Below are 22,778 nucleotides of genomic sequence, written 5' to 3'. Positions count from 1 at the left end.
CAAATACAACTGATTCATTAAGCTTAGATCTTAGTCATTATTATTTATATATTTTGAAAAACTTGGAACTTTTATGCCCGCTCCTACGCCGAATTCTGCACGACCATCGACACGACAGGGAGATTATAATCCGGCTGAATCTAACGCTGAGTATAAACTACTCTATTTGCAAGAGTTGGTTGCGGACAAGGCGTATGAGGCGATTACTGAGTTTTTAGGGAAGCAGTCAGAATATGAGATTGCCAACTTACTAGAGTCGTTCCCGACTCAGAGCCGACTACTGATTTGGGCACAAGTCCCAGAAAATATCAAAGGTGAAGTATTAGCTGAGCTAGAGTTTGATACACGCCAGCCATTGATGGAAAATATCTCGTCAAAAGAGATATCGCTGTTTACCCAAGATCTTGATGCACAAGACATCTCAGAGATTTTAGACACCGTTACCGAAAGTGTGCGTACTTCAGTGATGGCGACATTGGATGAAGAAATACGCATTCAGGTCAATAAACTCGATACCTATGCCGACTGGGAAGTTGGCAGCTATATGGATCCTGAGCTTATTCAAGTCCAAGAGGATATGACGCTGGCTGATGTTCAAAACTGGCTGCGAGAAGATATTGAGCTGCTTGATGATGAAAGCCAAGAGCTATTGGTTGTCGATCAAAGCCAGCAACTGATTGGCTTATTAAGTCTCGCTGATTTGATTAAGCATGACCAAAGCACCTTAGTTGCTGATTTAATCGATAGCGCAATCACTATCAATGATCGCTTGGACATTCAAGATGCGGCGGCGATTTTTCGCTCAGAAGACATTCGTTTTGCCCCAGTGATTAACAGTCATGGCGAGCTAGTCGGTCAATTAAACGGTGAGGACATCATGGAGATTATCCAAGATGATGTCGACAGTACCATGAAAAACCTTGCTGGTGTCAGTCAAGACGAAGAGCTGTTTGCGCCTATCTTGACCAGTGCAAAAAGCCGTAGTATTTGGCTTGGTATCAATTTATGTACGGCACTATTAGCTGCGGCTGTAATTGGACAGTTTGAAGCCGTATTAGCAAAAGTGGTGGCACTGGCGATTCTTATGCCCGTAGTTGCCAGTATGGGCGGTATTGCAGGCTCGCAGACGCTTACCGTCGTCATTCGCGGTATGGCAATGGGACAAATCGGTGGCTCTAACCGCGTATGGTTATTAAATAAAGAGCTGTGGGTTGGGGCGATAAACGGTATCATATGGGCGATAATTATGGCGTTTATTGCGCAATTGTGGTTTCATAACATTAAAATCAGCGCGGTCATCGGTCTAGCGATTGCGATTAATATGACCGCTGCCAATGTCTCGGGCATTAGTATTCCACTGATGCTAAAGCGCATGAATATTGATCCGGCATTATCTGCCTCTGTTATCCTAACCACGGTAACGGATATTGTTGGCTTTATGTCGTTTTTGGGCTTGGCAAGTATACTGATTCTTTAATCAATCGCTTATTGAAATTTAGAAACCAAAAGTTAAAAATCAGCAGCTATTTATAAAAATAGTTGTTGTTAAGCAATTAAATTTAAAAATTAGGGCACGCCCTAAATTCATTCTGTTTATAAAACCATTAAATCGTTAAGTGAGTGCGTTATGCAAGCTGTACAAGTTAAAGTCTTAAACCCTAAAATCACTGAAGATAAAGCGTTTTCTTTGCCTACTCGTGCCACTGACGGCAGCGCAGGTATTGATTTGCGCGCTTGTATTGATGAGCCTTTAACGATTAAAGCGGGTGCTACCCATTTGATTGGTACTGGTTTGGCGGTTTATATACAAGATCCTAACTTTGCAGGTATGATTTTACCGCGTTCAGGTCTTGGACATAAGTATGGTATTGTTTTGGGTAACTTAGTTGGACTTATCGATGCGGATTATCAAGGTGAGCTGATGGTCAGTATTTGGAATCGTAGTCAGGAAGATTTTGTATTAAGTCCTGCAGAACGCATGGCACAATATGTGGTTGTCCCTGTTGCCCGTCCTGAATTTGAAGTCGTGACAGAATTTAGTGATACCAGCGCACGTGGTGCTGGTGGTTTTGGACACTCCGGTCGTCAGTAGTCATTATCAATTGCTCTAAATTATATAGTCTAAATCGCATAACCTAAGCTGTATAAAAAACTATCAGCGATTTATTTATCATTCATATTTATCACGATAATAAGGAAGTAAAAGATGCCGTTTTTTGCTGCGCAGCACTCCTTATTTCGTGCCTATGATATTCGCGGTTCGCGCCAGCATTTCACCACTGACTTTATACAAGCCTTAGGCTACGCTTTTGCGCATCTTTATCACGTTCAACAAGACAGTGATAACAAAAAAAATATCGTTGTGATTGGCTATGATGTACGTCGTGATAGCGATGTCATTGCTTACAGACTTGCTAATACATTGAGCGAATGTGGCTTACAAGTTATCCAGTTGGGACTGATTACCACGCCTATGATGGTATTTTGGGCAGAGCAATATCAGGGACATGGCATTATCGTAACTGCCAGTCATTCTGCGAGAGATGTTTTAGGTGTTAAATGGTTGGTCAACCATCAATCCCCTAGCAGCGAAGACATTCAGACGCTTTACCAGCAAGTTATTCATCAGCAGTTAATTGAACGTTCTTTAGGCAATAGCATGCTTGAAAAAAGTAACTTCTATAAAGGCTGCTTGCAAGAAGACGGTTTTAAAACTACTGATTTTCAAAAAGTGATTGTTAAAGAAGACAATCAAAAAGGCTATAAAGCGTTAAGCACTCCACGACATGTAGTGGATAACCCTATTAGCAATCAGCAAATGTCTTTATCGCCTGAGCAAGTAGCAGCGCATTATATCGATGCTATTATGCAAGTGTTCAAAGCACTCTATCCGCATGATAACCAATCATTTCTTACCAAGCTAGATTTGGTGGTTGTTATCGATTGTATGCATGGTGCGACCAGTCATATCGCTCAGCAATTATTTGAGCGATATTGCCAAAGTGTCATCATGCTTAATAACGTCCCAAACGGAGATTTCCCTGCTGGCAATCCCGATCCTACTGAACCACATCGGCTCAAACAGTTGCAGCAAAGCGTAATTAATCATCAGGCAGATATAGGTATCGCCTTTGACGGTGATGGCGACCGACTAATGATCGTCGATAATACAGGCAAGGTAGTCACACCCGATTACTTGCTCTACTTATTAGCAAAGGTGATATTGACTGAGCGGCCAGTCGCTTGTACCCAGTTGCAATCTCCGCCGCAAATTCTCTTTGATATTAAATGTTCGCATCATTTGCCGAAGCTACTGACTGAGCTTGGCGCAGAACCTATCATCAGCAAAACTGGCAGTAGTCTAATGCGCCAACAGATGCAGGACTCTGCTGGGCAAATCGTATTTGCTGGAGAGTTATCGGGGCATTTTATCTTTAACGACAGTCGCTTTATTATCTATGATGATGCCATATATGCAGCTTTGAGACTGTTGCATTGGCTGGCAGCTGATAACTCAAATAGTCTAAATCCTACAACAAATCTTGCTAATATCATCTATCAATTACCAAACATTGTCAGTACTGCCGATCATTATTTACCGCTGCCAGTAAGTGCGTCAACCGATTGCTCAATCATTGAGCAGCTAACTCGGCTATGCGTGTATTTACAACAACTCATGAAAGTAACCGCTCCACTGCCTACTCAGGCTGAATATCAAGTACTCAGTACTTGTCAGCGGACGCTTTGTAGTTGCTCTATAAAAAACCTCCCTATTAGCATAGAGCAAGCCAAAGACTTATTGCCAATAGGTACAACTCTGAGCTGTATTGATGGCGTGCGTCTGGATTTCGCCCATGGTTTTGGCGTACTGCGTCAATCAAATACCAGTCACAATTTAACCGCGCGCTTTGCAGGAGACAGCATGGCACACCTACAAGATATTCAAGCAAAATTTGCCGCGCTATGCTTTCCTTTTGATGAAAATCTAGCTGCGCAGATTGTAGCTATCTCCCCTCAGTAGTCAGTTATCAAAACTATTTTTTATCACAAATGTAACTTTGTTATTTATGACTTTTTATAACAACAACCAATCGCTTAACACCGTATTTTAGGAGTTTATAATGACCTTGAATTTAGATGAAGCCAAAATTACTGCTGAAGTCTTGACCACCGCCCTGCCCTATATTCAACGCTTCGTCGATAAAATCATTGTGGTCAAATACGGCGGCAATGCCATGACCGATCCTGCGCTTGAAAGCTCATTTGCCCGAGATATCGTCCTACTCAAAACTGTTGGTATGCATCCGGTGGTCGTACATGGTGGCGGTCCACAAGTGGATAATTTATTAAAAGAGCTTGGGCGGCACTCAGACCGTATCGATGGGATGCGCGTTACTGACAAGGACACCATGGATATCGTCGAGATGGTACTTGGCGGCAATGTTAATAAATCGATTGTGAGCTTAATCAATAAACATGGCGGCTGCGCCATCGGTTTGACGGGTAAAGATGCCAACTTAATCTTGGCTAAAAAATTGATGATGGAAAAAATCGGCGTAGATGGTGTTGCTGTACCAGTAGATTTGGGCTTTGTCGGGGATGTGGTTAGCGTCAATAAAGACGTGATTAATATGCTGATTGCTTCTGACTTTATTCCTGTTATCGCCCCTCTTGGCGTCGATGAAGAAGGCAATACTTATAATATCAATGCCGATTTGGTCGCTGGTAAAGTCGCCGAATTCTTGCAGGCAGAGAAGCTCATGCTACTCACCAATATCAAAGGGGTATTAGGACGTGATGGCGAGGTAGTCACTGGATTGACACCTAAGACTGTAGATAGCTTAATTGAAGATGGTACAATTTCAGGCGGCATGATTCCTAAAATTCAGTGTGCGCTTGATGCGGTTCGTAGCGGCGTAAAAAGTGCCGTTATCGTCGATGGCCGCGTACCTCATGCGACGCTATTGGAGATTTTCACCAACGAAGGTGTCGGTACGCTAATCAGTCGCGACTTGGATTTACTCTCAAACTAACCGCTACAATCACCTATTAAAAAAAGCCCGATCTTACTATTTAAGCTCGGGCTTTTTAATTCACAGGACAGCTTTCTTTAAGTAAAATTTGTATCGAACTCAGCTTCATCATAACCGCACAGCAAGACTGACTGACCCTCTACAATCGGACGCTTAATCATACTAGTATTTTCAATAAGTAAGTCAATGGCTTTATCCACATCACTATCCGCCGCTTGCTTTTGAGCATCTTCTAGCTTACGCCATGTGGTGCCACGCTTGTTTAATACTTTATCAATACCAAGCTCGTCGACCCAACGCTGAACGCTATCTTTATCGATACCTTGTTTTTTATAATCATGAAAATCATAGCTGATGCCCAAATCATCAAGCTTAGTAAATGCCTTTTTCATGGTACTACAAGATTTGATACCGTAAATAGTGATGGTCATAAAATCTCCTCTTCAATGAACGTTACTGTTTATTATACTCAAATAATGCCTGAAGCTAGCGCATGTCAAATTTGGATATCGGCAAGCGGCGAATATAAGCCGAAAAGCCATGAGTAATCAATTAAAGGCGGCATCATATCGTCGCAATTTTCGCCAAATTACGCTATGCTATGGCATTATAAAATTTTACCCCATTTATCTGTAATAACCAATTCCGAGCCAACTATGAGCAACGCCGTGACAGCAGAAACTGCTAATACTAACCATACTAATAATAATTCTATCGACAATAGCCAATATCAGCCGCAAATTATCGAAGCGCAGCAGCAAGCCAAATGGGCAACTGACAAGCGTTTTGAAGTAAGTAATGAGCCAAGCGATAAGCCAAGCCGTTATATGCTGTCTATGTTCCCGTACCCAAGCGGCAAGCTGCATATGGGTCACGTGCGTAACTATACCATCTCTGATGTGCTGAGCCGTTATTATCGCCTCAAAGGTTATGAAGTCATGCAGCCAATGGGTTGGGATGGTTTTGGCTTGCCAGCAGAAAACGCCGCGATTGCTAATCAGACGCCGCCTGCCAAGTGGACGTTTGAGAACATTGACAGTATGCGTGCCCAGCTAAAATTGCTTGGCTTGTCTATTGATTGGTCACGTGAATTTGCCACTTGTAGCCCTGAATATTATCAGTGGGAGCAGTGGTTGTTTTTGCAGTTATATAAAAAAGGTCTGGTTTATAAAAAGCTTGCAACCGTCAACTGGGATCCGATTGATAACACGGTCCTAGCCAATGAGCAAGTCATCGATGGTAAAGGCTGGCGTAGTGGCGCTATGGTCGAAAAGCGTGATATTCCGATGTATTATTTTAATATCACTGATTATGCTGATGAGCTGCTTGATGATTTGGATCAGCTAGAGGGTCATTGGCCCTCTGAAGTGATTACTATGCAGCGCAATTGGATTGGTCGTAGCTCAGGTATGGAAGTGCATTTCCCTTATGAGCTGGCTGGTCAAAGCAATAGCTTAGACGTCTTTACCACTCGCCCTGATACCTTGATGGGTGTCACTTATGTGGCAGTGGCCGCAGAGCATCCTCTAGCGCAATATGCCTCCGAGAATAATAAAGCGATTGCAGAGTTTTGCGCCCTTTGTAAGAAAGGCTCAGTCGCTGAAGCTGATTTGGCTAAAGCCGAAAAAATCGGTATGGATACTGGTCTTACCGTCACTCACCCACTAACTGGCGAAGAAGTGCCAGTATGGGTTGCCAACTATGTACTTATGAGCTATGGCTCAGGTGCGGTAATGGCAGTACCTGCTCACGATGAGCGCGACTACGAGTTTGCAACCAAATACAATTTGCCTATTAAACAAGTGATTGAGATTCCTGCAGGCTATTTCGATGATGCAGAAGAAGGTAATGACAATCGTGCTTATACCGAACGCAATACCTTAGTCAACTCAGGCGAGTTTGATGGTATGGACTTTGACCAAGCCTTTGAAGCCATGCTTGCTAAGCTTGAACCGCAATCTCTTGCTAAGAAAAAAATTCAATACCGTTTACGTGATTGGGGTGTCTCACGCCAGCGCTATTGGGGCTGCCCTATTCCAATGGTCAACTGTGAGCATTGCGGTACGGTGCCCGTTGAAGAACAAGACTTGCCGGTTGTCTTGCCAACTGACGTCGTCCCTGACGGTCGTGGCAATCCACTAAAAAACATCCCAGAATTTGTCAATACGACTTGTCCTAAATGTGGCAATCCTGCTGAGCGCGAAACCGATACCTTCGATACTTTTGTTGAATCAAGCTGGTATTACGCGCGCTTTGCTAGCCCACACGATACAACCAATATGGTCAATAAATCTGCCGCCAATAAATGGTTGCCAGTTGACCAATATATCGGTGGTGTCGAGCATGCGGTGATGCATCTGCTTTATGCGCGCTTCTTCCACAAGCTCATGCGTGATGAAAACTTGGTATCAGGCGATGAGCCATTTGCCAATTTGATGACTCAAGGCATGGTACTTGCGGGTACTTTCTACCGCGTCAATGCTGATGGCAGTACCACTTATTACTTTACTAAAGACATCGATATTGACTTTAACGAGCGCGGTCAGCCGATTAAAGCCATCCTTAAATCAGATGGACAGCCGGTAACGATTGGCAAAATCGAAAAAATGTCTAAGTCAAAAAATAATGGCGTCGATCCACAGATAACCATCGATAAATATGGCGCGGATACCGTTCGTCTTTATACCTTATTTACTGCGCCTGCCGACCAAACACTTGAATGGTCAGATGATGCGCTAAAAGGCCCTTATAACTTTGTTAAAAAAGTATGGCGCATTGCTTCTGAGCATATCCAAGCGTTAACTTATGCCAACTTAAGTCTTGAGTCGCTCAATAGTAATACTTTAAATACGGATAGCTTAAGCAAAGAAGCTAAAGCCTTGCGCCGTAAGACGCATGAAACTATTGGCAAGATTGATAGTGACTTGGGTAAACGTCTAGCACTCAATACGCCAGTTTCTAGTCTAATGGAGCTTGCTAATGAGCTTAGTAACTTTAAAGCTAATAGCGAACAAGATCTGCAAGTCCAGCACGAAGCCTTGACTGATTTATTGATTATGCTGTCGGTATATGCGCCGCACATTGGCGAGCATTTACTTGAGCAATTAGGGCTTGATACTGTCACCCTAAATTACCCTGCGGTAGACGAGCGCGCACTGGTACAAGATATGATTACCATGGTGATTCAGGTCAATGGAAAAATGCGCGGCAAAATGGATGTGGCACCTAATAGCGACCCTGAGCAGCTAAAAGCACAGGCACGGGCGATTGAAGGTGTGGCAAAGTTCCTGACCGGTGATATCAAAAAAGAGATCGTCGTACCTAATAAACTGGTTAATATCGTGGTTGCTGGCTAGAGATAATTAAACGCAGATGTTTTAGGTTTTCTTATCATAATAAGAATAGCAATTATGACGGATAAGCACCATGCTATGCCGTCATATCAAACAACATGTAAGGGAAAAAGCCCATGCCTAATAAGTCGAATAGACAGAAACTAGCGACCGTATTACTTGCATCTCTGCCAATGCTTGCCATCGTTGGGGCGACTGCCAGTCTTAGTGGCTGCGGCTTTCAACTACGCGGTTATGATGCGCCCATGCTGTTTGATGTGGCGAAGACCGCGGTAATTATCGAAGACATTCGCACTGCATTCCCACTGAAGCTGCCGCTCACAAAGCGCCTTGAGGCATTGGGTGTTGATGTCATTACTAACATGACACTGACTGATGTCGCTAGTAACAATCAAAACGTAGGCGCTGAAACCATCGCTGCGATTACTGTCAATAACGTACGTTTTAAGCGTTATGAATTGGTCGGCGTATTAACAGAAATTCGCTTAGTGATATCAGCCGATGTTAGCTATCAAAGCATAGATAATGGTAAGCCTGTAACGCTCAGTAATCCGATTCAAGTTGAACGTAGCTATCAGTATAACGAAGCGTCAGTGAGCACCGACGATCAGCAAGGTGATCAAATTCGTGAATGGCTTTATGACAGTTTAGCAAGACGTATCACCGATCAATATGTCGCGATTGCATTGCCAAAGGTAACACCTGCCAGCGCCACTACTTCTGCGCAAATCGGTAAAGGTACAGGCGCTACAGCGATTCTTGTACCCAAACCTTAATATAGCTCAAATGTAGCTTAGCAATTTTTTGGCTTTGCTTTTTTATTCACAACTTTGTGTGCGTCAGCCTTTTATGCAAGATACTTTTATACAAGCTTATCCAAAGCTACAGCGATCCTCAGTTGCTGTAGCAGGCTTGTGGCTAGCACATGGTGATGAGCCATTATTAAGTCAATGGCTCATCGATGCGCTGCGTCCACATTGGCGCGCGCAGAATTACGCCACTAAGCGTATTGAGCTGGTATCAGTTAAGAGCTGGCAAGAAGTATTGTCAGAGCTTGGCAGCCAGTCTTTATTTGATGATGCCAGTGCCTTGATTGTCACAGGCAACCATAAACCTGATAAGGCAGTCATTACAGAACTTGAACGCTTTGCACAGGACGCTCAAGCAGGCAGCCACAGTCATAGCTTATTATGGTTGACCCCAAAACAAGACAAACGCGCTCAGAGCAGCAAGTGGTTCACGCCATTTGCGCAATATGGTCGCGTCATCGACTGTAATTTGTATAATGAGCAGCAGCGTCAGCAGTTATTGCAGATACAAGCGCAGCAGTTTGGCTTAAAGCTATCGCAAGAAGCGTGGCAGCTACTCATGTCACATACTGAACATCATTTGCTCAGTGCCTATCAAACCTTATGGCGCTTATCTTATTTGTTTGCCCCACAACTCATGGCAAATAATGATGCTGCCATTCAAGAAACTACAAACTCTAGCCTGCACCTATCACAGGTCGCACTAGATATTAATGACTTACAAGCGGCATTAGTCAGCGATGCGCAGTTTAGCGTGTTTGATTTGTCCGATGCGATGCTTGCTGGCAATAGTGCCCAAGTCGCTAAAATCATATTTCAGCTCAAAGCCACGGATGAGCCAACAACCTTAGTATTATGGGCAATCAGTAAAGACATGCGACAAATCATGCAACTGATGGATGGACAAGATCCGCAAGCCCTAGGTATTTGGCGCAGTAAACAAGGCTTATATCAGCAAGCCTGTCGTCGTCAGTCAAAGGCGCAAACAGCAGCGTGGCCTGCCCTGCTTTATCGCTGTGATCAGGCAATTAAAGGTCTTATCATCCAGCCAGCATGGGAGCTATTACTACAAGCTGCGTTAGAGTTATCAGGAAAACGTTTGTTCCCTACTAAATAACCAAAGTGATGAATTCTTAGTTATTTATCAGTCAGTAACCAATAATACCTCTAGGAACGATATTATTTCTTAACTTGCTTTTTCAACGATAAACTTCCTGCACAAATCCAAATCTCTTCTGCAAAACCTGCCTCAATATTTCTTCTTAACCTTTCGCAAACTAATTGCCATTCCCTTTTGTTCCTAGAGTCTCTACTATACTTACATTTGATATTATTGTTATTGGATTGTCGTCATGCGCAAAATCAGCAAAAAGTCCGCTATTAAATGGGGCATTATTGCCCTCGTCATCATTGCTTTAGGGCTTTTAGCCTATAAAACCTTAAAACCCAAAGAAGCCACACCCAACTATCTGACAGCGACTGCTGAGATTGGCGATATCGAAAATAACGTCATGGCATCGGGTAAAGTTAAAGCGCTGAATACCGTCGACGTCGGTGCGCAGGTATCTGGTGAAGTGACGCGGCTATTCGTTGAAGTCGGTGATGAGGTGCAAAAAGGCGATTTAATTGCACAAATTGATCAAGTGACGCAAAAGAACAGTTTAAGTAATGAGCAAGCAAGCCTTGAACAAAGCGAAGCCGCACTACAAAGTGCGCAAGCAGAATCGTTAAGCAAACAAGCCAGTCTGAAAAGTGCCTATGCCGATCTTGCCAGCCGTCAAGCTGAGCTCAAACAAGCACAGGCAGATTTCTCGCGCCTACAAGGCTTACTGGCTATCGATGCGATATCGCAGCAGGATTATGATACGCAAGCGACAAAGGTTGCTACCGCTCAGGCATCGGTCGCTAATGCCCGTGCTGCCATCGAGACAGCAAAAGCCGCAATAGCGACCACCGAGGCGAATATCAATAGCCAACAGGCTGCATTACGTAAATCTCAAACCAACGTCAGCACTGCGCAGGAAGATTTAAGCTATACCACCATTCGTGCACCGATATCAGGGACGGTGGTATCTGTGACCACTGAGCAAGGGTCGACCGTCAATGCCAATCAAACCGCACCAACCATCGTCACCTTAGCCGATTTATCCACCGTGCGTATCAATGCGCAAATCTCTGAAGCCGACGTCATTAACGTCAAAGCAGGCTTGCCAGTCTATTTTAATATCATTGGCAATCCCGACCAAAAATATGATGCGACGTTGACTGCTATCGAGCCTGCTCCAGAGCAAATCAGTAGTACCAGCTCAACGGACGCTGCTATCTATTATGTCGGCTACGTAGAAGTACCGAACCCTGACCGCTTGTTCCGAATTGATATGACCGCGCAGATTTATATCATCATTGACCAAGCCAAAGATGCGCTACTTGTGCCATCAGCGGCAGTAAAAGAAAGACCTGCCAAAAATAAGGCAGATGGACAAGCCAAAACCAATAATATTGTACGGGTACTAAGTGATGACGGTACCGTAGAGCCTCGTACAGTAGAAGTAGGAATTGATAATCGAGTAAATGCGCAGATTTTAAGTGGCTTGAAAGAAGGTGAGCAGGTTATCATCGGCGAAGGTAGTGCCAACACTTCAGGTAACGGTGGTGGTCGTACTCGTATACCTGGTGCTACTCCAAGGAGGTAACTAATTCTTTGACTATGTTAACGATAAAAGGGCTTAAAAATATTAGCCCTTTCATCACGACACTCACTATCTTTGATTAAAGACATTGCTATGACTATATCTCAATCTGCTAAACAGCCGACCGACAGCACTAGCGCTTCGATAGAAACTAACTCACCGAATAACACTACATCTACCGCTGACAAGCCCATTATGGAGCTGTCGGGTATTATTCGAGAGTTTGCTGCCGGCGAGCAAACTATTCGCGTATTGCATGATATCAATCTGACGATTCACCAAGGTGAAATGGTCGCGATTATCGGGCAATCTGGCTCTGGTAAGTCCACCTTGATGAATATCTTGGGTTGCTTAGATCAGGCGACAGCAGGTGAATATAAGATTTATGGTCAATCAGCAAACAAACTAGAGGCAGATGAACTGGCTGAGTTACGCCGTGAGCACTTTGGCTTTATTTTTCAGCGCTACCACCTGCTTGGTGATATCAGCGCTAAAGACAATGTCGCCGTCCCTGCCGTATATGCGGGTATGAATACTGAAGCCCGGCTGAACCGCGCCGAAAAGCTGCTAACTGATTTAGGTTTGGGTAATAAAGTTAATAACCGCCCCAATCAGCTTTCGGGCGGGCAACAGCAGCGTGTTTCTGTCGCCCGCGCCTTGATGAATGGTGGCGACGTTATCTTAGCGGATGAGCCAACCGGTGCGCTTGACAGCAAGTCTGGCGAAGATGTGATGGCGATTTTACATGACCTAAATGCTAAAGGTCATACCATTATCATGGTCACTCATGATCCCAAACTTGCCGCCCAAGCCGAACGGGTTATTGAGTTAAAAGATGGCTATGTCATTGCAGATTACAAAACTGAGCATTACAAACCAACAACACAACAACCAGCATCTATCCTCGGTGGACATCGTAAAAGCGCCTTCGGAAGTTTTGTGGATCGTTTGCTCGAAGCTTTTAAGATGTCATTACTTGCCATGCGTGCACACAAGATGCGCACCTTGCTGACTATGTTAGGCATTATCATCGGTATCGCTGCGGTTGTGTCTATCGTCGGTCTTGGTCAAGGCTCTCAGCAGCAAATTCTCGCAAATATTAGCTCGCTAGGAACCAATACTATAACAGTGAACGACGGCTACCCTAGAGGCGACCCGCGACGTAAATATAATGACGATAACCTCACACCAGAAGATGCAGAAGCGGTCAGCAGTCAACCGTATGTGACCAATGTGAGCCCTCAAGTCAATACCAGCTCTAGTGTACGCTATGGCAGCGTGCAGGAAGACTCGACCATCAATGGTGTTGGTGAGTATTATCTAGAGGTCACTGGTGAGACGCTGGCATTAGGTCAAGGTTTCGATTCGCAAAGTATCGACCTTCGCAGTCAAGATATCATTATCGATGACAATGCCAAGAGTGCTTTTTTTGCAGATATAGATAACCCTATCGGAGAAGTCATACTCATCGGTAGTGTGCCTGGACGCGTGGTTGGCGTCCTTGAAGCCAGCGACAGTGGCTTTGGACCAAGTAGCACGACACCCGCCATATATATGCCTTATACCACTGTGATGTCACGTATAACTGGTAGTGCAAATATTGATAGTTTTATAGCACTGTTAGATGATAGTGTCTCATCTAGTGTAGCTGAGTCAGCTATTTCCGACATAATAGAAGGTCGCCATGGTAAAGATGATTTTAATATTATTAACTCAGATTCTATTCGTCAGACCATTGAATCAACTACAGGTACTATGACACTGCTCATCTCATCGGTTGCTGTTATCTCATTGATCGTTGGTGGTATTGGTGTCATGAACATTATGCTCGTCTCTGTCACCGAGCGCACTAACGAGATTGGCGTGCGCATGGCAGTAGGTGCACGTCAAAGCGATATCATGCAGCAGTTCCTCATCGAGGCCGTTCTAGTCTGTATCTTAGGGGGACTGATTGGCATTGGGCTGGCCTTTGCCATTGGTGAGCTGATTAATAGCGTGGGTGGTGATAATTTCAAAGTTATCTATTCATCAACCTCTATTATTGCCGCTTTTGTTTGTTCGACGTTAATTGGCGTAGTATTTGGATTCTTGCCAGCGCGTAATGCTGCCAAATTAGATCCTGTTGAAGCGCTCTCTAGAGATTAGTAAGATTTTAAGCAAAAATTTTCAAACATCATTTTTAAAATAACAAACTATCCGCGATAATAGGTGACTCGATAGCCAAATAAGAGTCAAAGTTAAAAAACATTCATTATTATCTAAGATTTTTAACTTTTTTGCTGATTCGGGGTTGTATTTGTCTTAATTATATATATAATGTGCTCTCACGTTTAGAGATACAAATTATCTAAATGTGAAACGAGTTTGATGCCTCTTTTGATATTGAGTAGTCAATAAATAAAGACCTTAAGCTTACCGAAAATTCCCTTAAAAGAATTTTCACTTGTAGAGTTAAAAAAGCAGTGCTTTTTTTATACACTCTTCAGGGCCGATAGCTCAGTTGGTAGAGCAGTTGACTTTTAATCAATTGGTCCCGCGTTCGAGTCGCGGTCGGCCCACCATCTTTAGTATTACCCTTATTATATATACTACCCTATCCGGTAGTAGTGTAATAAGTTTAAAGACATCCTTTTTGATGTCTTGTTTTAATAAATTTCCCTTTAAGGAAATTTATCTTGCAGTAAATGCAAACCTAGTTTGGATGCTGAGTTTTTAGAATTTACGAAAATGTAAATTCTCTTGCGCTCAGACGAAGCAGTGCTTCGTTTTATCCTCGCTCAGGGCCGATAGCTCAGTTGGTAGAGCAGTTGACTTTTAATCAATTGGTCCCGCGTTCGAGTCGCGGTCGGCCCACCATATTCAAAAAGCCCAATCATCTATTGATTGGGCTTTTTTTTGTTTGTATTATTTGATTAAGGGGTATCTACTCTTTTACGAGCAAATTTAACTTGTGCAAGCATGAGCTTAAAACCATTTTGTAACGTTGTTTTGCGTGGTTCATTCGGTGCCCGTTCTATCAATTTTTCAAAGTCTTTATCGCTAAGCTTAACTCTTTTATCATGCGCCAGTAATAAAGTATCTGGTTGCAGTGCTTTTACCTTGTCCAATGACGCGCGATAAGCGTCAGGTAAAGTAATTAAGTAAGGCGAGACAAATCTATTTTTGATGATTAATATGAGATCGGCGGTATACGCCTGCTTGCTTTGCGGATGCCATAAAGACAAGTCCCGATCGGTATGCCCTGGCGTCTCCAATACGATCCAATCGTCAAAATTTGGCACACGGTCACCATCTTCAACAGTGATATCCGCTTTTAAAATGGGGTGGTACCAGACGTTGGTCATAGACTTATTTTGGCGACTGGCGACATAATAAGTCAATCCCAAATCATTCAGATGGGCAATTCTACCCAAAACACCATGATACCAAGGCTTGTCGGACATTGCGGTAACTATCTGACAGCCGGTTTTTTGCTGCAACAGCTTAGCGCCGCCCGCATGATCGGGATGCATATGCGTGACCATGACTGTCTTAAGTTGCTCAACTGGACGTTTCAGAGTGTCGGTGATATACGCTAAAATCTTATCGACATCACATCGACACCCTGAATCTAACAATAATAACTTGTCAGGATAAACCGCCATATACGTTGTCTGAATATATCCCTCTATCGCAACGATATCTACTAAACTCATAATATCCCTTTATCTAATATAACGCTTATATTAGCCATTTAAATATCCATATCTAGTTAATTCTAAATAAAACAGATTCGTTATATTCCAAGGCAATACTGGTATAAATTTTTCTGGCTTGCTGTGCCTAAGCCGACAGAGGCTGCGTAAAATTTATCCCAGTACTACTGTATCGTTTTAATACTGAATTCATTATATGAAAGCAAAGGCTATATTTGACCAGCTTATTCATTGCCGTATTCTTGATGTTATTAAGCAATATGATTGATGATTATAACGTTCAATAAAGGTTTAGAAGTAATATTCAGTGAACGCTTGTGACTAAAAATTATTTAGGCTGAAGAATAAAAAATTCTCATAAAAAAACCCAGCACAGTGGCTGAGTTCATTGTTGGAGATTTAAATAAGAATATATGAAGCCAAATTAAGCTAAGTCACGAACCTTTGGCTCACGTTCCCATAAGCGCGATTTGGCATTTTCAATAAAGACGTCCACATCAGATAGTGGCGTGACGAACGCATCTTTTTCAATCGGCAGCTTACTTAAAATAAACTCGTCCGTTGCCCCGCAATAAGAAATCGCTTTACAGTGTACATAAGCATCCGTGAACCAATCTAACGTAGCACTGTCTTTAGCCAACTTCTTAGCTTGGTCAGGCATGATGATACTAACCACGGCATCAAACATCACGGATGGACCCCCTGCTACACGCTCATCAGCTTGTATGATGGTATCATCGTCCAATTTGACTTCTTTATTCGGTGCAATAATTTTGACACTGGCACCTTGCGCTTGCGCTGCCTTCTCGTATTTTTCTACTTCACTATGCTTTGAGCCTTCCGCTACCAAAATACCAATCATGCGACCCTTTAAGCTCTTAGGTGACAGACCAATCGTTCTTACGGCTGGAGAGATTTCCATATCTTGAATAGGTGCGGCAGATTCAGCAGCTTCCGGCAGCTCCATACCCAACGCTTTTGCCACGCGACTTGCCAAATCTTCATCGATATTACGTAGATGACTAAGCGTACGACTACGGACATGCGCTGTATCTACTTTACCTAGCTCAAAAGCATAGGCTGAGGCAATATGTGCTTGTTCAACTGTCGTTTGGCTGCGATAGAACATACGTGGCTGACTATAATGATCCGCGAAGCTCTCAGCGCGCACGCGACCTTTAACACCATCATCTAGCGTCTCAGCAAAAGACGCAAAGCCTTTCTTCACACTCTCACGTGGTCTGGTTGGATCAAGACTTTGTGGCTCATAAAGCACGCGCGTTTTTGGCACTTGCATCTGCATATGACCATCTTGCTGATTATTAGCAAACGGACATTTTGGTGCATTGATTGGAATTTGTGCGAAATTCGGTGAGCCTAAACGCGATAACTGAGTGTCCAAGTAGCTGAACAGACGACCTTGTAATAAGGGATCATTACTAAAATCAATACCCGGCGGTACATGCGATGGACAGAAAGCCACTTGCTCTGTTTCAGCAAAGAAATTATCAGGATAACGATTTAGTACCATTTTACCAACGATTTTAACGGGCACCATTTCTTCTGGAATCAGCTTGGTCGCATCTAAATGATCGAACGGAAAGTCATTCGCTTCTTCTTCCGTGAATAATTGCACGCCAAACTCCCATTCAGGGAAATCACCGTTATTAATCGATTCAAATAAATCGCGGCGATGATAATCAGGATCGGCACCAGAGATTTTTACCGCTTCATCCCATGTCGTTGATTGTACGCCAAGCACTGGTTTCCAGTGGAAACGCATAAAGGTACTTTTGCCTTCTTTATTAATTAGGCGATAACTATGAATACCAAAACCTTCAATCATGCGTAAGCTACGTGGTATCCCACGATCACTCATTAGCCAAATCAAATTGTGCATGGTTTCAGGACTTAATGATACAAAATCCCAAAAGGTATCATGTGCGGACGCCGCTTGCGGAAAACCACGATCAGGTTCAGGTTTGACTGCATGAACAAGGTCTGGGAATTTCATTGCATCTTGGATAAAGAAAATCGGCATGTCATTACCGACCAAATCCCAGTTGCCTTCTTCGGTATAAACTTTTACTGAAAAGCCACGTACATCACGCGGTGTATCTTTTGAGCCTTTACTACCGGCAACAGTTGAAAAACGCGTAAATAGTGGCGTTTGTTTGCCAGTCTCAGTCAAAATTTTAGCCGTGGTATATTCTTCTAATGATTCGGTCAGCTCAAAATAACCGTGTGCGGCACTACCACGCGCATGCACAATACGCTCAGGAATACGCTCATGGTCAAAGTGATGGATCTTTTCACGTAAGACAAAATCCTCTAATAGCGTTGGACCGCGCGGTCCTGCTTTGAGTGAGTTTTGATTGTCCGAAATTGGTACACCCTGTTGGGTGGTAAGTACTTTGGTGTCATCACCTGCACGTTGATGGGTTTCACCACCATTGCCACGTTCCATATTCATGTCTTTAGCGGGGTCGGTATGATCAATATTCTTATTCATAAAATATCCTAGCTAGCTGATGAGTAAAAATGGACTATAACTAGACCATTTAATAAGCGCTAACACAGTTTTTATATCCGTAGCGATAGTGGCGACTTCAAATGTCCGTTTATTTTCTGTGTTGTAGCACGGTTAAAGATAAAAACTGATTCAGGCACTCTTAAGATAGCAATGCTGAGCTCAACAATTATCTTACTCAAAAATTTTGCTCAGGTATGTCAACTATATGGTTAAGCGTGTTGATATTTGGTTAAGAAAATCAGGCATTAGTTAAGCTTACAAACAATGATAACGTCTATTATTTTTAACAATATAGCGTTGTTATGTCGTTATTCTTTACGCTATCCTGTAATAGGTGTCTGCTCATTAGGGTTAAAAGGGTGGATCGGTTTCGAAATACGCTGTCTTTCACTGAGATTTTTTAACTAAAATAATGAGGCTACCCATGACATTCACATCCACTTCTATTAAACCATCTAAGCGCTACGGCGAAAAATTATTGTACAGCGCCTCTGTAGGCTTAACAGCACTACTACTTAGCCAAACAGCGGCAGCGATTACCACTAAAAATGTCACTTATACAGTAGATAATCAACCCTATGAGGGCTATTACGCCAAAGCAGATAAACCCAATGCGCCATTTATATTGCTGATTCATGATTGGGATGGGCTAACAGATTATGAGCGCAAGCGCGCTGATATGTTGGCAAGTGAGGGCTATAACGTACTGGCTGCTGATATGTTTGGGCAAGGTATCCGCCCGACGACTATTGAAGACAATAAACGCTTAACCGGTGCACTATATGACGATCGCAGCAAAATGCGCCGCCTACTTCAAGGCGCGTTGAACGCTGGTCAAGTGCAAGGCAATGATGCACGCACAGGCGTGACGATGGGCTATTGTTTTGGCGGTACAGTTGCTTTAGAGTTAGCACGCTCAGGATTCCCACAAAAAGCGTTTGTCCCTTTCCATGGTGCCTTTGACACCCCAATAGGTCAAAGTTATGATAAGACGACTGGCGAGATATTGGTATTTCATGGCTCTGCGGATGAATCCGTCTCCCTTGAAAGCTTTGCCACTTTGGGTAAGACGTTAGAAGCGGCAAAAGTTCCACATGAGATGCTAACCTATAGTGGTGCGCCACATGCCTTTAGTGTGTTCGGAAGCGATAGATATGATGCCCGTGCTGATGAGCGTTCTTGGAAACGTTATTTAGATTTTTTAGCAGAAGCCTATAAATAATTTGACTGTATATAATTTAAATATAGTAAATTCAGTATTAAAACGATACTGCGGAATGGGAATAAATTTTTCGCAGGCTCTGTCGGCGTAGGCACAGCACGCCAGAAATATTTGTACCTGTTCCGCGTTGCAATATAACGCATCTTTTTTATTTGGGATCAATTATAGATATAAAAAAAGACCTCTCAATCAAGATCTTATAACGATCGATTAAGAGGTCTTTTTATGCCAAAGATTCGTTATCTAATTTTTTGAAATACCAATAGCTGGTTATTAGCTGGCATCGTATATTTATCAGATAGTTTTAGATGATGTGTTTTTGCCAAAGCTATTATGTCTTCTAAATGACGAATGCCGCTCTTTGGGTCGCGTTGTTGCAGACTGATATCAAATTGCTGATTACCCGCGCTGGTATAATGTCCATTTTCATTAAATGGTCCATAAACGATCAACTTTCCATTGATAGGTAAAGCCTCACCTACTAACTCAAACAACTTTTCCACCAATGACCACGAGATGATATGTAGGGTATTGGCAGTAAATACCGCATCATAGGGCTGATTGCTAGCAAGACTCATCGGTAATGGATCAACTGCCAAATCAAAAGTAAACGGTGCATATAGATTGGGTGCAGGATAAGCAGCATGCCAAGCATTAATAGTCGCATGATGCGCTAACACGTCACTGGTCTGCCATGTTAAATGGGCTAATCTTGACGCGAAATATACGCTATGCTGACCCGTCCCTGAACCCACTTCTAATACATGAGTAAATTTTTGCAACTCTTGCTGTAAAATTTCTAAAATCGGCTGCTTATTATTTTCACAGGCTTGAGAAAACGGCACACCAACAGGAGCAATAGATTGGCTATTATCTAAATCATTATTAAACACTGCTAATATCCTTATAGGTCTACACTGTCACAACTTTGATAGGAATAATGACTACAAACAAAGCATTAAAAACTAATAAATACCCGCCTCTACTCCAGCTGCCAGCGTCATCGCAAGCTCTTCGACTTGTTCAGTAAAAGCCTCTTGCCAATCGCCTTGCAGTATTAGCGCTTCTTGGATCCATTCCCAATGCAGACCAGTGGTAATCGTCTTCAGCACAAGCTTGGTGCCCGTACCATCATGACCTGCACGAATATATAAGGCAAATGGCATACCTTGTTTCTTGTCTAACACCGGATAATAACAGCGATCAAAGAAGTCCTTGGTCAGTCCAGCCATATAAGCCAAGTTCTCAGTAGTACCTAGTAGTAGCGCATCAGCAGCCAGCACATCTTCAGGCTGGGTATCTTGTGGCGACTTCAATATGACATTAATATCTACATCAGGATGATTGGCACCATCGTAAGCCGCTTGTGCTAATTTTTTGGTATTAGGCGATGGTGCATGAGCGACGATAAGCAAAGTTTTGCTAGCCATATTAATCACCGTTATAGAGGTTACTGGTTTTTGGAATTAGCAATTTTTGGAATCAGTAGTTCTTAGCATTAATAGTCACTTTTTGAATGATATCAGGATGGATACTTTTCGCAACCGGACAAGTCAGCGCAGTGTTATAGAATATCTTTTGCGTCTTGTCATCTAATTGTTGATTAAAAGTAATGGCAATATGCACTTCACTAACGCGTCTTGGATCAGCTGCCATGATTTTAGTCACTTCGGCAGTGGTTCCCGTGATATCAATATCCATATCACGAGCTTTGATCCCGATAATCGTCAATATGCAACTGGCTAAGCTGGTCGCCAATAAATCAGTCGGTGAAAATGCTTCACCCTTACCGTGATTGTCAGTAGGCGCGTCGGTAATGATTTGATTATTTGACTGTAGATGAATGGCTTGGGTGCGCAAATTACCTTGGTAGGTCACTTTTGAAGTATTCATAGATTTCTCTTTGATAGGCTACCTTTCTTTACAAGGTTTTGAATAGGATATTGGAAGATCATAAGTACTTTATATTTATTAGTCTACACGTATAATTTTAGGCTTAAATACTTTTATTAATAGTTATAACGTATTTGCACCTTTTAATGCCCACACAATCACATCATCTCTTTCATATTGAGGTTGGCGACCTAACTCAAAGTTGGGGCACATGAAAAATACGAATTTTAATCTAGTGTTAGTCTCTAACACTTTGTTTATATCTTTTTTAAGCTTTTGATTACTTGTTGGAGCCACTGCAGCAAACACTTCAGCAGCTAGTTCCCCACATTCGGATTCTATGTCAGAACCTGGAGCAGTTCCAAGATTAAGTCGGAATGGAGCCAGTTCTGGGTATTCAATAAATAGAACTTCCAATGCATAGAATGATGCTAGATAAGTGAATGACTGGTTAATCTGTTCAATTATATTAAGTCCACGTTTAGAATTTAAAGGGTCAAAACCTATACCGCCAAACTTCATCTTCGAGAAGAGCATTTGTGATGAATTTGATGTAATTTCAGATCTAATCTGAAATAAAGCCTTGTCCATTGATTCATACAATTTTTGCTCAAGCCGTTCAAGCTCTTTGATATCATTTACTGTGAAAGACTTGAGCATATATTTCCTCTTTACTATAATAACGAGCTAAGTGATATATTCATTAGAGAAAGAACATCTGAATTTTTCACGTTTTGAACATTTTTCACAACTAAGTAGTAATCGTAAATTCTTTTCCAGTTTCAGGACATTTTTTATACTCTATCTTTACGACATGATCGTTACCAACAACTTCAAAGATTTTTATTAGTTGATCTAACGATAGCATATACAGCTTTTTGTTTTTATCAATATCGGAAGTGAAAAGAATACCATCGAATCCACCATCTTGGTTTATGCAAAGATTGAAGATAAAACTATGTATAACTCTACTTGCAATGAACCACAAATGCCGCTTTTCTGACTGAGGCTTGTCAAAGTTGTAGATCTCATCAATCTTATGATTATTTAACCATGCAACATTGTTCCCTATATGAGAAAAAAAATCTAAATCATACTTTTGATTTTTAAGGCTATCTGTAATTTTAGTATCTGACTCTAATAATTTCCTAATCGAATAGAAACCAATAAAAACGCCTTGTTCAATTTTCACATATCTTTCTTCGTCAATTCCTTCAAGAGCTCGATACTCTTTAAATTTTATAGCGCTTTCTAAAAGAGGTTGCTTCCAATAGTAACTTTCGTGTATCACAATACTTCCTCATAGCTCTAGTGTCATAATAACTGATACAGCAAAAAGCTTATTAAATCAAGTCAGAACCAAGCTTACCCCAAACGTCAGGCAAAAGAAAACCCCCAACGAATTAACGTTGGGGGTTTATCTAGAATAGAGAGCTGACGATGACCTACTCTCACATGGGCGAACCACACTACCATTGGCGCGACGATGTTTCACTTCTGAGTTCGGGAAGGGATCAGGTGGTTCCATCGTGCTATTGTCGTCAGCAAAG

General features: G+C 42.4%; 18 protein-coding genes, 2 tRNA genes and 1 rRNA gene. 12 read left to right on the top strand and 9 right to left on the bottom strand.

From position 1 onward, the window contains the following. Positions 1–73: 73 nt before the first annotated feature. The 4 genes from mgtE to argB all read left to right on the top strand — a co-directional run bounded on the left by mgtE (position 74) and on the right by argB (position 5,033). Positions 74–1,477 (top strand): magnesium transporter, encoded by a 1,404-nt coding sequence (mgtE, locus tag FQ083_RS10320; RefSeq protein WP_149409783.1) that lies wholly within the window; start codon positions 74–76, stop codon positions 1,475–1,477. A 150-nt stretch (positions 1,478–1,627) separates the two neighbouring features. Continuing rightward, on the top strand, positions 1,628–2,092 hold the full coding sequence (gene dut, locus FQ083_RS10315) for a dUTP diphosphatase (protein ID WP_149409782.1): 465 nt from the start codon (positions 1,628–1,630) through the stop codon (positions 2,090–2,092). Positions 2,093–2,206: 114 nt separating this feature from the next. Then, entirely contained in the window at positions 2,207–4,021 is a 1,815-nt protein-coding gene (locus tag FQ083_RS10310; RefSeq protein WP_149409781.1) for a phosphomannomutase, read from the top strand. Positions 4,022–4,121: 100 nt separating this feature from the next. Continuing rightward, positions 4,122–5,033, top strand: coding sequence for an acetylglutamate kinase (gene argB / locus FQ083_RS10305; RefSeq protein WP_149409780.1), 912 nt, complete (start codon positions 4,122–4,124; stop codon positions 5,031–5,033). Between the two features lie 77 nt (positions 5,034–5,110). Here argB and FQ083_RS10300 read toward each other — a convergent pair whose 3' ends face one another. Further along, a complete protein-coding gene (locus tag FQ083_RS10300) occupies positions 5,111–5,464 on the bottom strand; it encodes an arsenate reductase (RefSeq protein WP_149409779.1) in 354 nt (117 codons plus the stop codon). A gap of 225 nt (positions 5,465–5,689) precedes the next feature. On the opposite strand from FQ083_RS10300, the gene leuS reads away from it, so the two are divergent. The 7 genes from leuS (at position 5,690) to FQ083_RS10265 (ending at position 14,741) form a co-directional block, all read left to right on the top strand. Further along, positions 5,690–8,389, top strand: coding sequence for a leucine--tRNA ligase (gene leuS, locus FQ083_RS10295; protein WP_410477367.1), 2,700 nt, complete (start codon positions 5,690–5,692; stop codon positions 8,387–8,389). A 113-nt stretch (positions 8,390–8,502) separates the two neighbouring features. Continuing rightward, entirely contained in the window at positions 8,503–9,162 is a 660-nt protein-coding gene (locus FQ083_RS10290; protein ID WP_149409777.1) for a hypothetical protein, read from the top strand. A 73-nt stretch (positions 9,163–9,235) separates the two neighbouring features. Next, entirely contained in the window at positions 9,236–10,312 is a 1,077-nt protein-coding gene (gene holA / locus FQ083_RS10285; RefSeq protein ID WP_149409776.1) for a DNA polymerase III subunit delta, read from the top strand. A gap of 235 nt (positions 10,313–10,547) precedes the next feature. Beyond that, complete coding sequence (locus tag FQ083_RS10280; RefSeq protein ID WP_149409775.1) at positions 10,548–11,888, top strand: efflux RND transporter periplasmic adaptor subunit; 1,341 nt, start codon at positions 10,548–10,550, stop codon at positions 11,886–11,888. Positions 11,889–12,080: 192 nt separating this feature from the next. After that, on the top strand, positions 12,081–14,030 hold the full coding sequence (locus FQ083_RS10275) for a MacB family efflux pump subunit (protein ID WP_262881107.1): 1,950 nt from the start codon (positions 12,081–12,083) through the stop codon (positions 14,028–14,030). Between the two features lie 340 nt (positions 14,031–14,370). Next, positions 14,371–14,446 (top strand) — tRNA-Lys (locus FQ083_RS10270). A 219-nt stretch (positions 14,447–14,665) separates the two neighbouring features. After that, positions 14,666–14,741, top strand: a tRNA-Lys gene (locus FQ083_RS10265). Between the two features lie 56 nt (positions 14,742–14,797). Here FQ083_RS10265 and FQ083_RS10260 read toward each other — a convergent pair. Further along, positions 14,798–15,580, bottom strand: a complete 783-nt coding sequence (locus FQ083_RS10260; RefSeq protein ID WP_149409773.1) for an MBL fold metallo-hydrolase — start codon at positions 15,578–15,580, stop codon at positions 14,798–14,800. Between the two features lie 424 nt (positions 15,581–16,004). Continuing rightward, positions 16,005–18,092: a catalase gene (locus FQ083_RS10255; RefSeq protein ID WP_149409772.1), complete on the bottom strand. Its 2,088-nt coding sequence runs from the start codon at positions 18,090–18,092 to the stop codon at positions 16,005–16,007. A 445-nt stretch (positions 18,093–18,537) separates the two neighbouring features. On the opposite strand from FQ083_RS10255, the gene FQ083_RS10250 reads away from it, so the two are divergent. Beyond that, the gene (locus FQ083_RS10250; protein ID WP_149409771.1) at positions 18,538–19,335 is read left to right on the top strand and encodes a dienelactone hydrolase family protein; all 798 of its coding nucleotides are present in this window, start codon (positions 18,538–18,540) and stop codon (positions 19,333–19,335) included. Positions 19,336–19,574: 239 nt separating this feature from the next. Here the strand turns inward: FQ083_RS10250 and FQ083_RS10245 are convergent, their stop codons facing one another. From FQ083_RS10245 to rrf, 6 genes are all read right to left on the bottom strand, one after another. Then, a complete protein-coding gene (locus tag FQ083_RS10245) occupies positions 19,575–20,228 on the bottom strand; it encodes a DUF938 domain-containing protein (RefSeq protein WP_149409770.1) in 654 nt (217 codons plus the stop codon). A gap of 72 nt (positions 20,229–20,300) precedes the next feature. Further along, a complete protein-coding gene (locus FQ083_RS10240) occupies positions 20,301–20,765 on the bottom strand; it encodes a flavodoxin family protein (protein WP_149409769.1) in 465 nt (154 codons plus the stop codon). A gap of 52 nt (positions 20,766–20,817) precedes the next feature. Next, positions 20,818–21,228, bottom strand: coding sequence for an OsmC family protein (locus tag FQ083_RS10235; RefSeq protein ID WP_149409768.1), 411 nt, complete (start codon positions 21,226–21,228; stop codon positions 20,818–20,820). Positions 21,229–21,351: 123 nt separating this feature from the next. Further along, positions 21,352–21,888, bottom strand: a complete 537-nt coding sequence (locus FQ083_RS10230) for a hypothetical protein (RefSeq protein WP_149409767.1) — start codon at positions 21,886–21,888, stop codon at positions 21,352–21,354. 91 nt (positions 21,889–21,979) lie between these two features. After that, complete coding sequence (locus FQ083_RS10225) at positions 21,980–22,519, bottom strand: hypothetical protein (RefSeq protein ID WP_149409766.1); 540 nt, start codon at positions 22,517–22,519, stop codon at positions 21,980–21,982. A 141-nt stretch (positions 22,520–22,660) separates the two neighbouring features. After that, positions 22,661–22,774 (bottom strand): 5S ribosomal RNA (rrf, locus tag FQ083_RS10220). Positions 22,775–22,778: the final 4 nt, after the last annotated feature.

Source organism: Psychrobacter sp. ANT_H59 (assembly GCF_008369225.1).
Classification (GTDB): Bacteria; Pseudomonadota; Gammaproteobacteria; order Pseudomonadales; family Moraxellaceae; genus Psychrobacter; species Psychrobacter cryohalolentis.
This window is presented reverse-complemented; position numbering and strand designations above follow the sequence as displayed.

Coding starts and splice junctions, on each gene's coding strand:
- FQ083_RS10255 (WP_149409772.1), bottom strand. CDS start 18,092: ATGAATAAGAATATTGATCATACCGACCCCGCTAAAGACATGAATATG.
- argB (WP_149409780.1), top strand. CDS start 4,122: ATGACCTTGAATTTAGATGAAGCCAAAATTACTGCTGAAGTCTTGACC.
- FQ083_RS10230 (WP_149409767.1), bottom strand. CDS start 21,888: ATGCTCAAGTCTTTCACAGTAAATGATATCAAAGAGCTTGAACGGCTT.
- FQ083_RS10260 (WP_149409773.1), bottom strand. CDS start 15,580: ATGAGTTTAGTAGATATCGTTGCGATAGAGGGATATATTCAGACAACG.
- dut (WP_149409782.1), top strand. CDS start 1,628: ATGCAAGCTGTACAAGTTAAAGTCTTAAACCCTAAAATCACTGAAGAT.
- FQ083_RS10280 (WP_149409775.1), top strand. CDS start 10,548: ATGCGCAAAATCAGCAAAAAGTCCGCTATTAAATGGGGCATTATTGCC.
- FQ083_RS10250 (WP_149409771.1), top strand. CDS start 18,538: ATGACATTCACATCCACTTCTATTAAACCATCTAAGCGCTACGGCGAA.
- mgtE (WP_149409783.1), top strand. CDS start 74: ATGCCCGCTCCTACGCCGAATTCTGCACGACCATCGACACGACAGGGA.
- FQ083_RS10275 (WP_262881107.1), top strand. CDS start 12,081: ATGGAGCTGTCGGGTATTATTCGAGAGTTTGCTGCCGGCGAGCAAACT.
- FQ083_RS10235 (WP_149409768.1), bottom strand. CDS start 21,228: ATGAATACTTCAAAAGTGACCTACCAAGGTAATTTGCGCACCCAAGCC.
- FQ083_RS10310 (WP_149409781.1), top strand. CDS start 2,207: ATGCCGTTTTTTGCTGCGCAGCACTCCTTATTTCGTGCCTATGATATT.
- FQ083_RS10290 (WP_149409777.1), top strand. CDS start 8,503: ATGCCTAATAAGTCGAATAGACAGAAACTAGCGACCGTATTACTTGCA.
- FQ083_RS10240 (WP_149409769.1), bottom strand. CDS start 20,765: ATGGCTAGCAAAACTTTGCTTATCGTCGCTCATGCACCATCGCCTAAT.
- FQ083_RS10300 (WP_149409779.1), bottom strand. CDS start 5,464: ATGACCATCACTATTTACGGTATCAAATCTTGTAGTACCATGAAAAAG.
- holA (WP_149409776.1), top strand. CDS start 9,236: ATGCAAGATACTTTTATACAAGCTTATCCAAAGCTACAGCGATCCTCA.
- leuS (WP_410477367.1), top strand. CDS start 5,690: ATGAGCAACGCCGTGACAGCAGAAACTGCTAATACTAACCATACTAAT.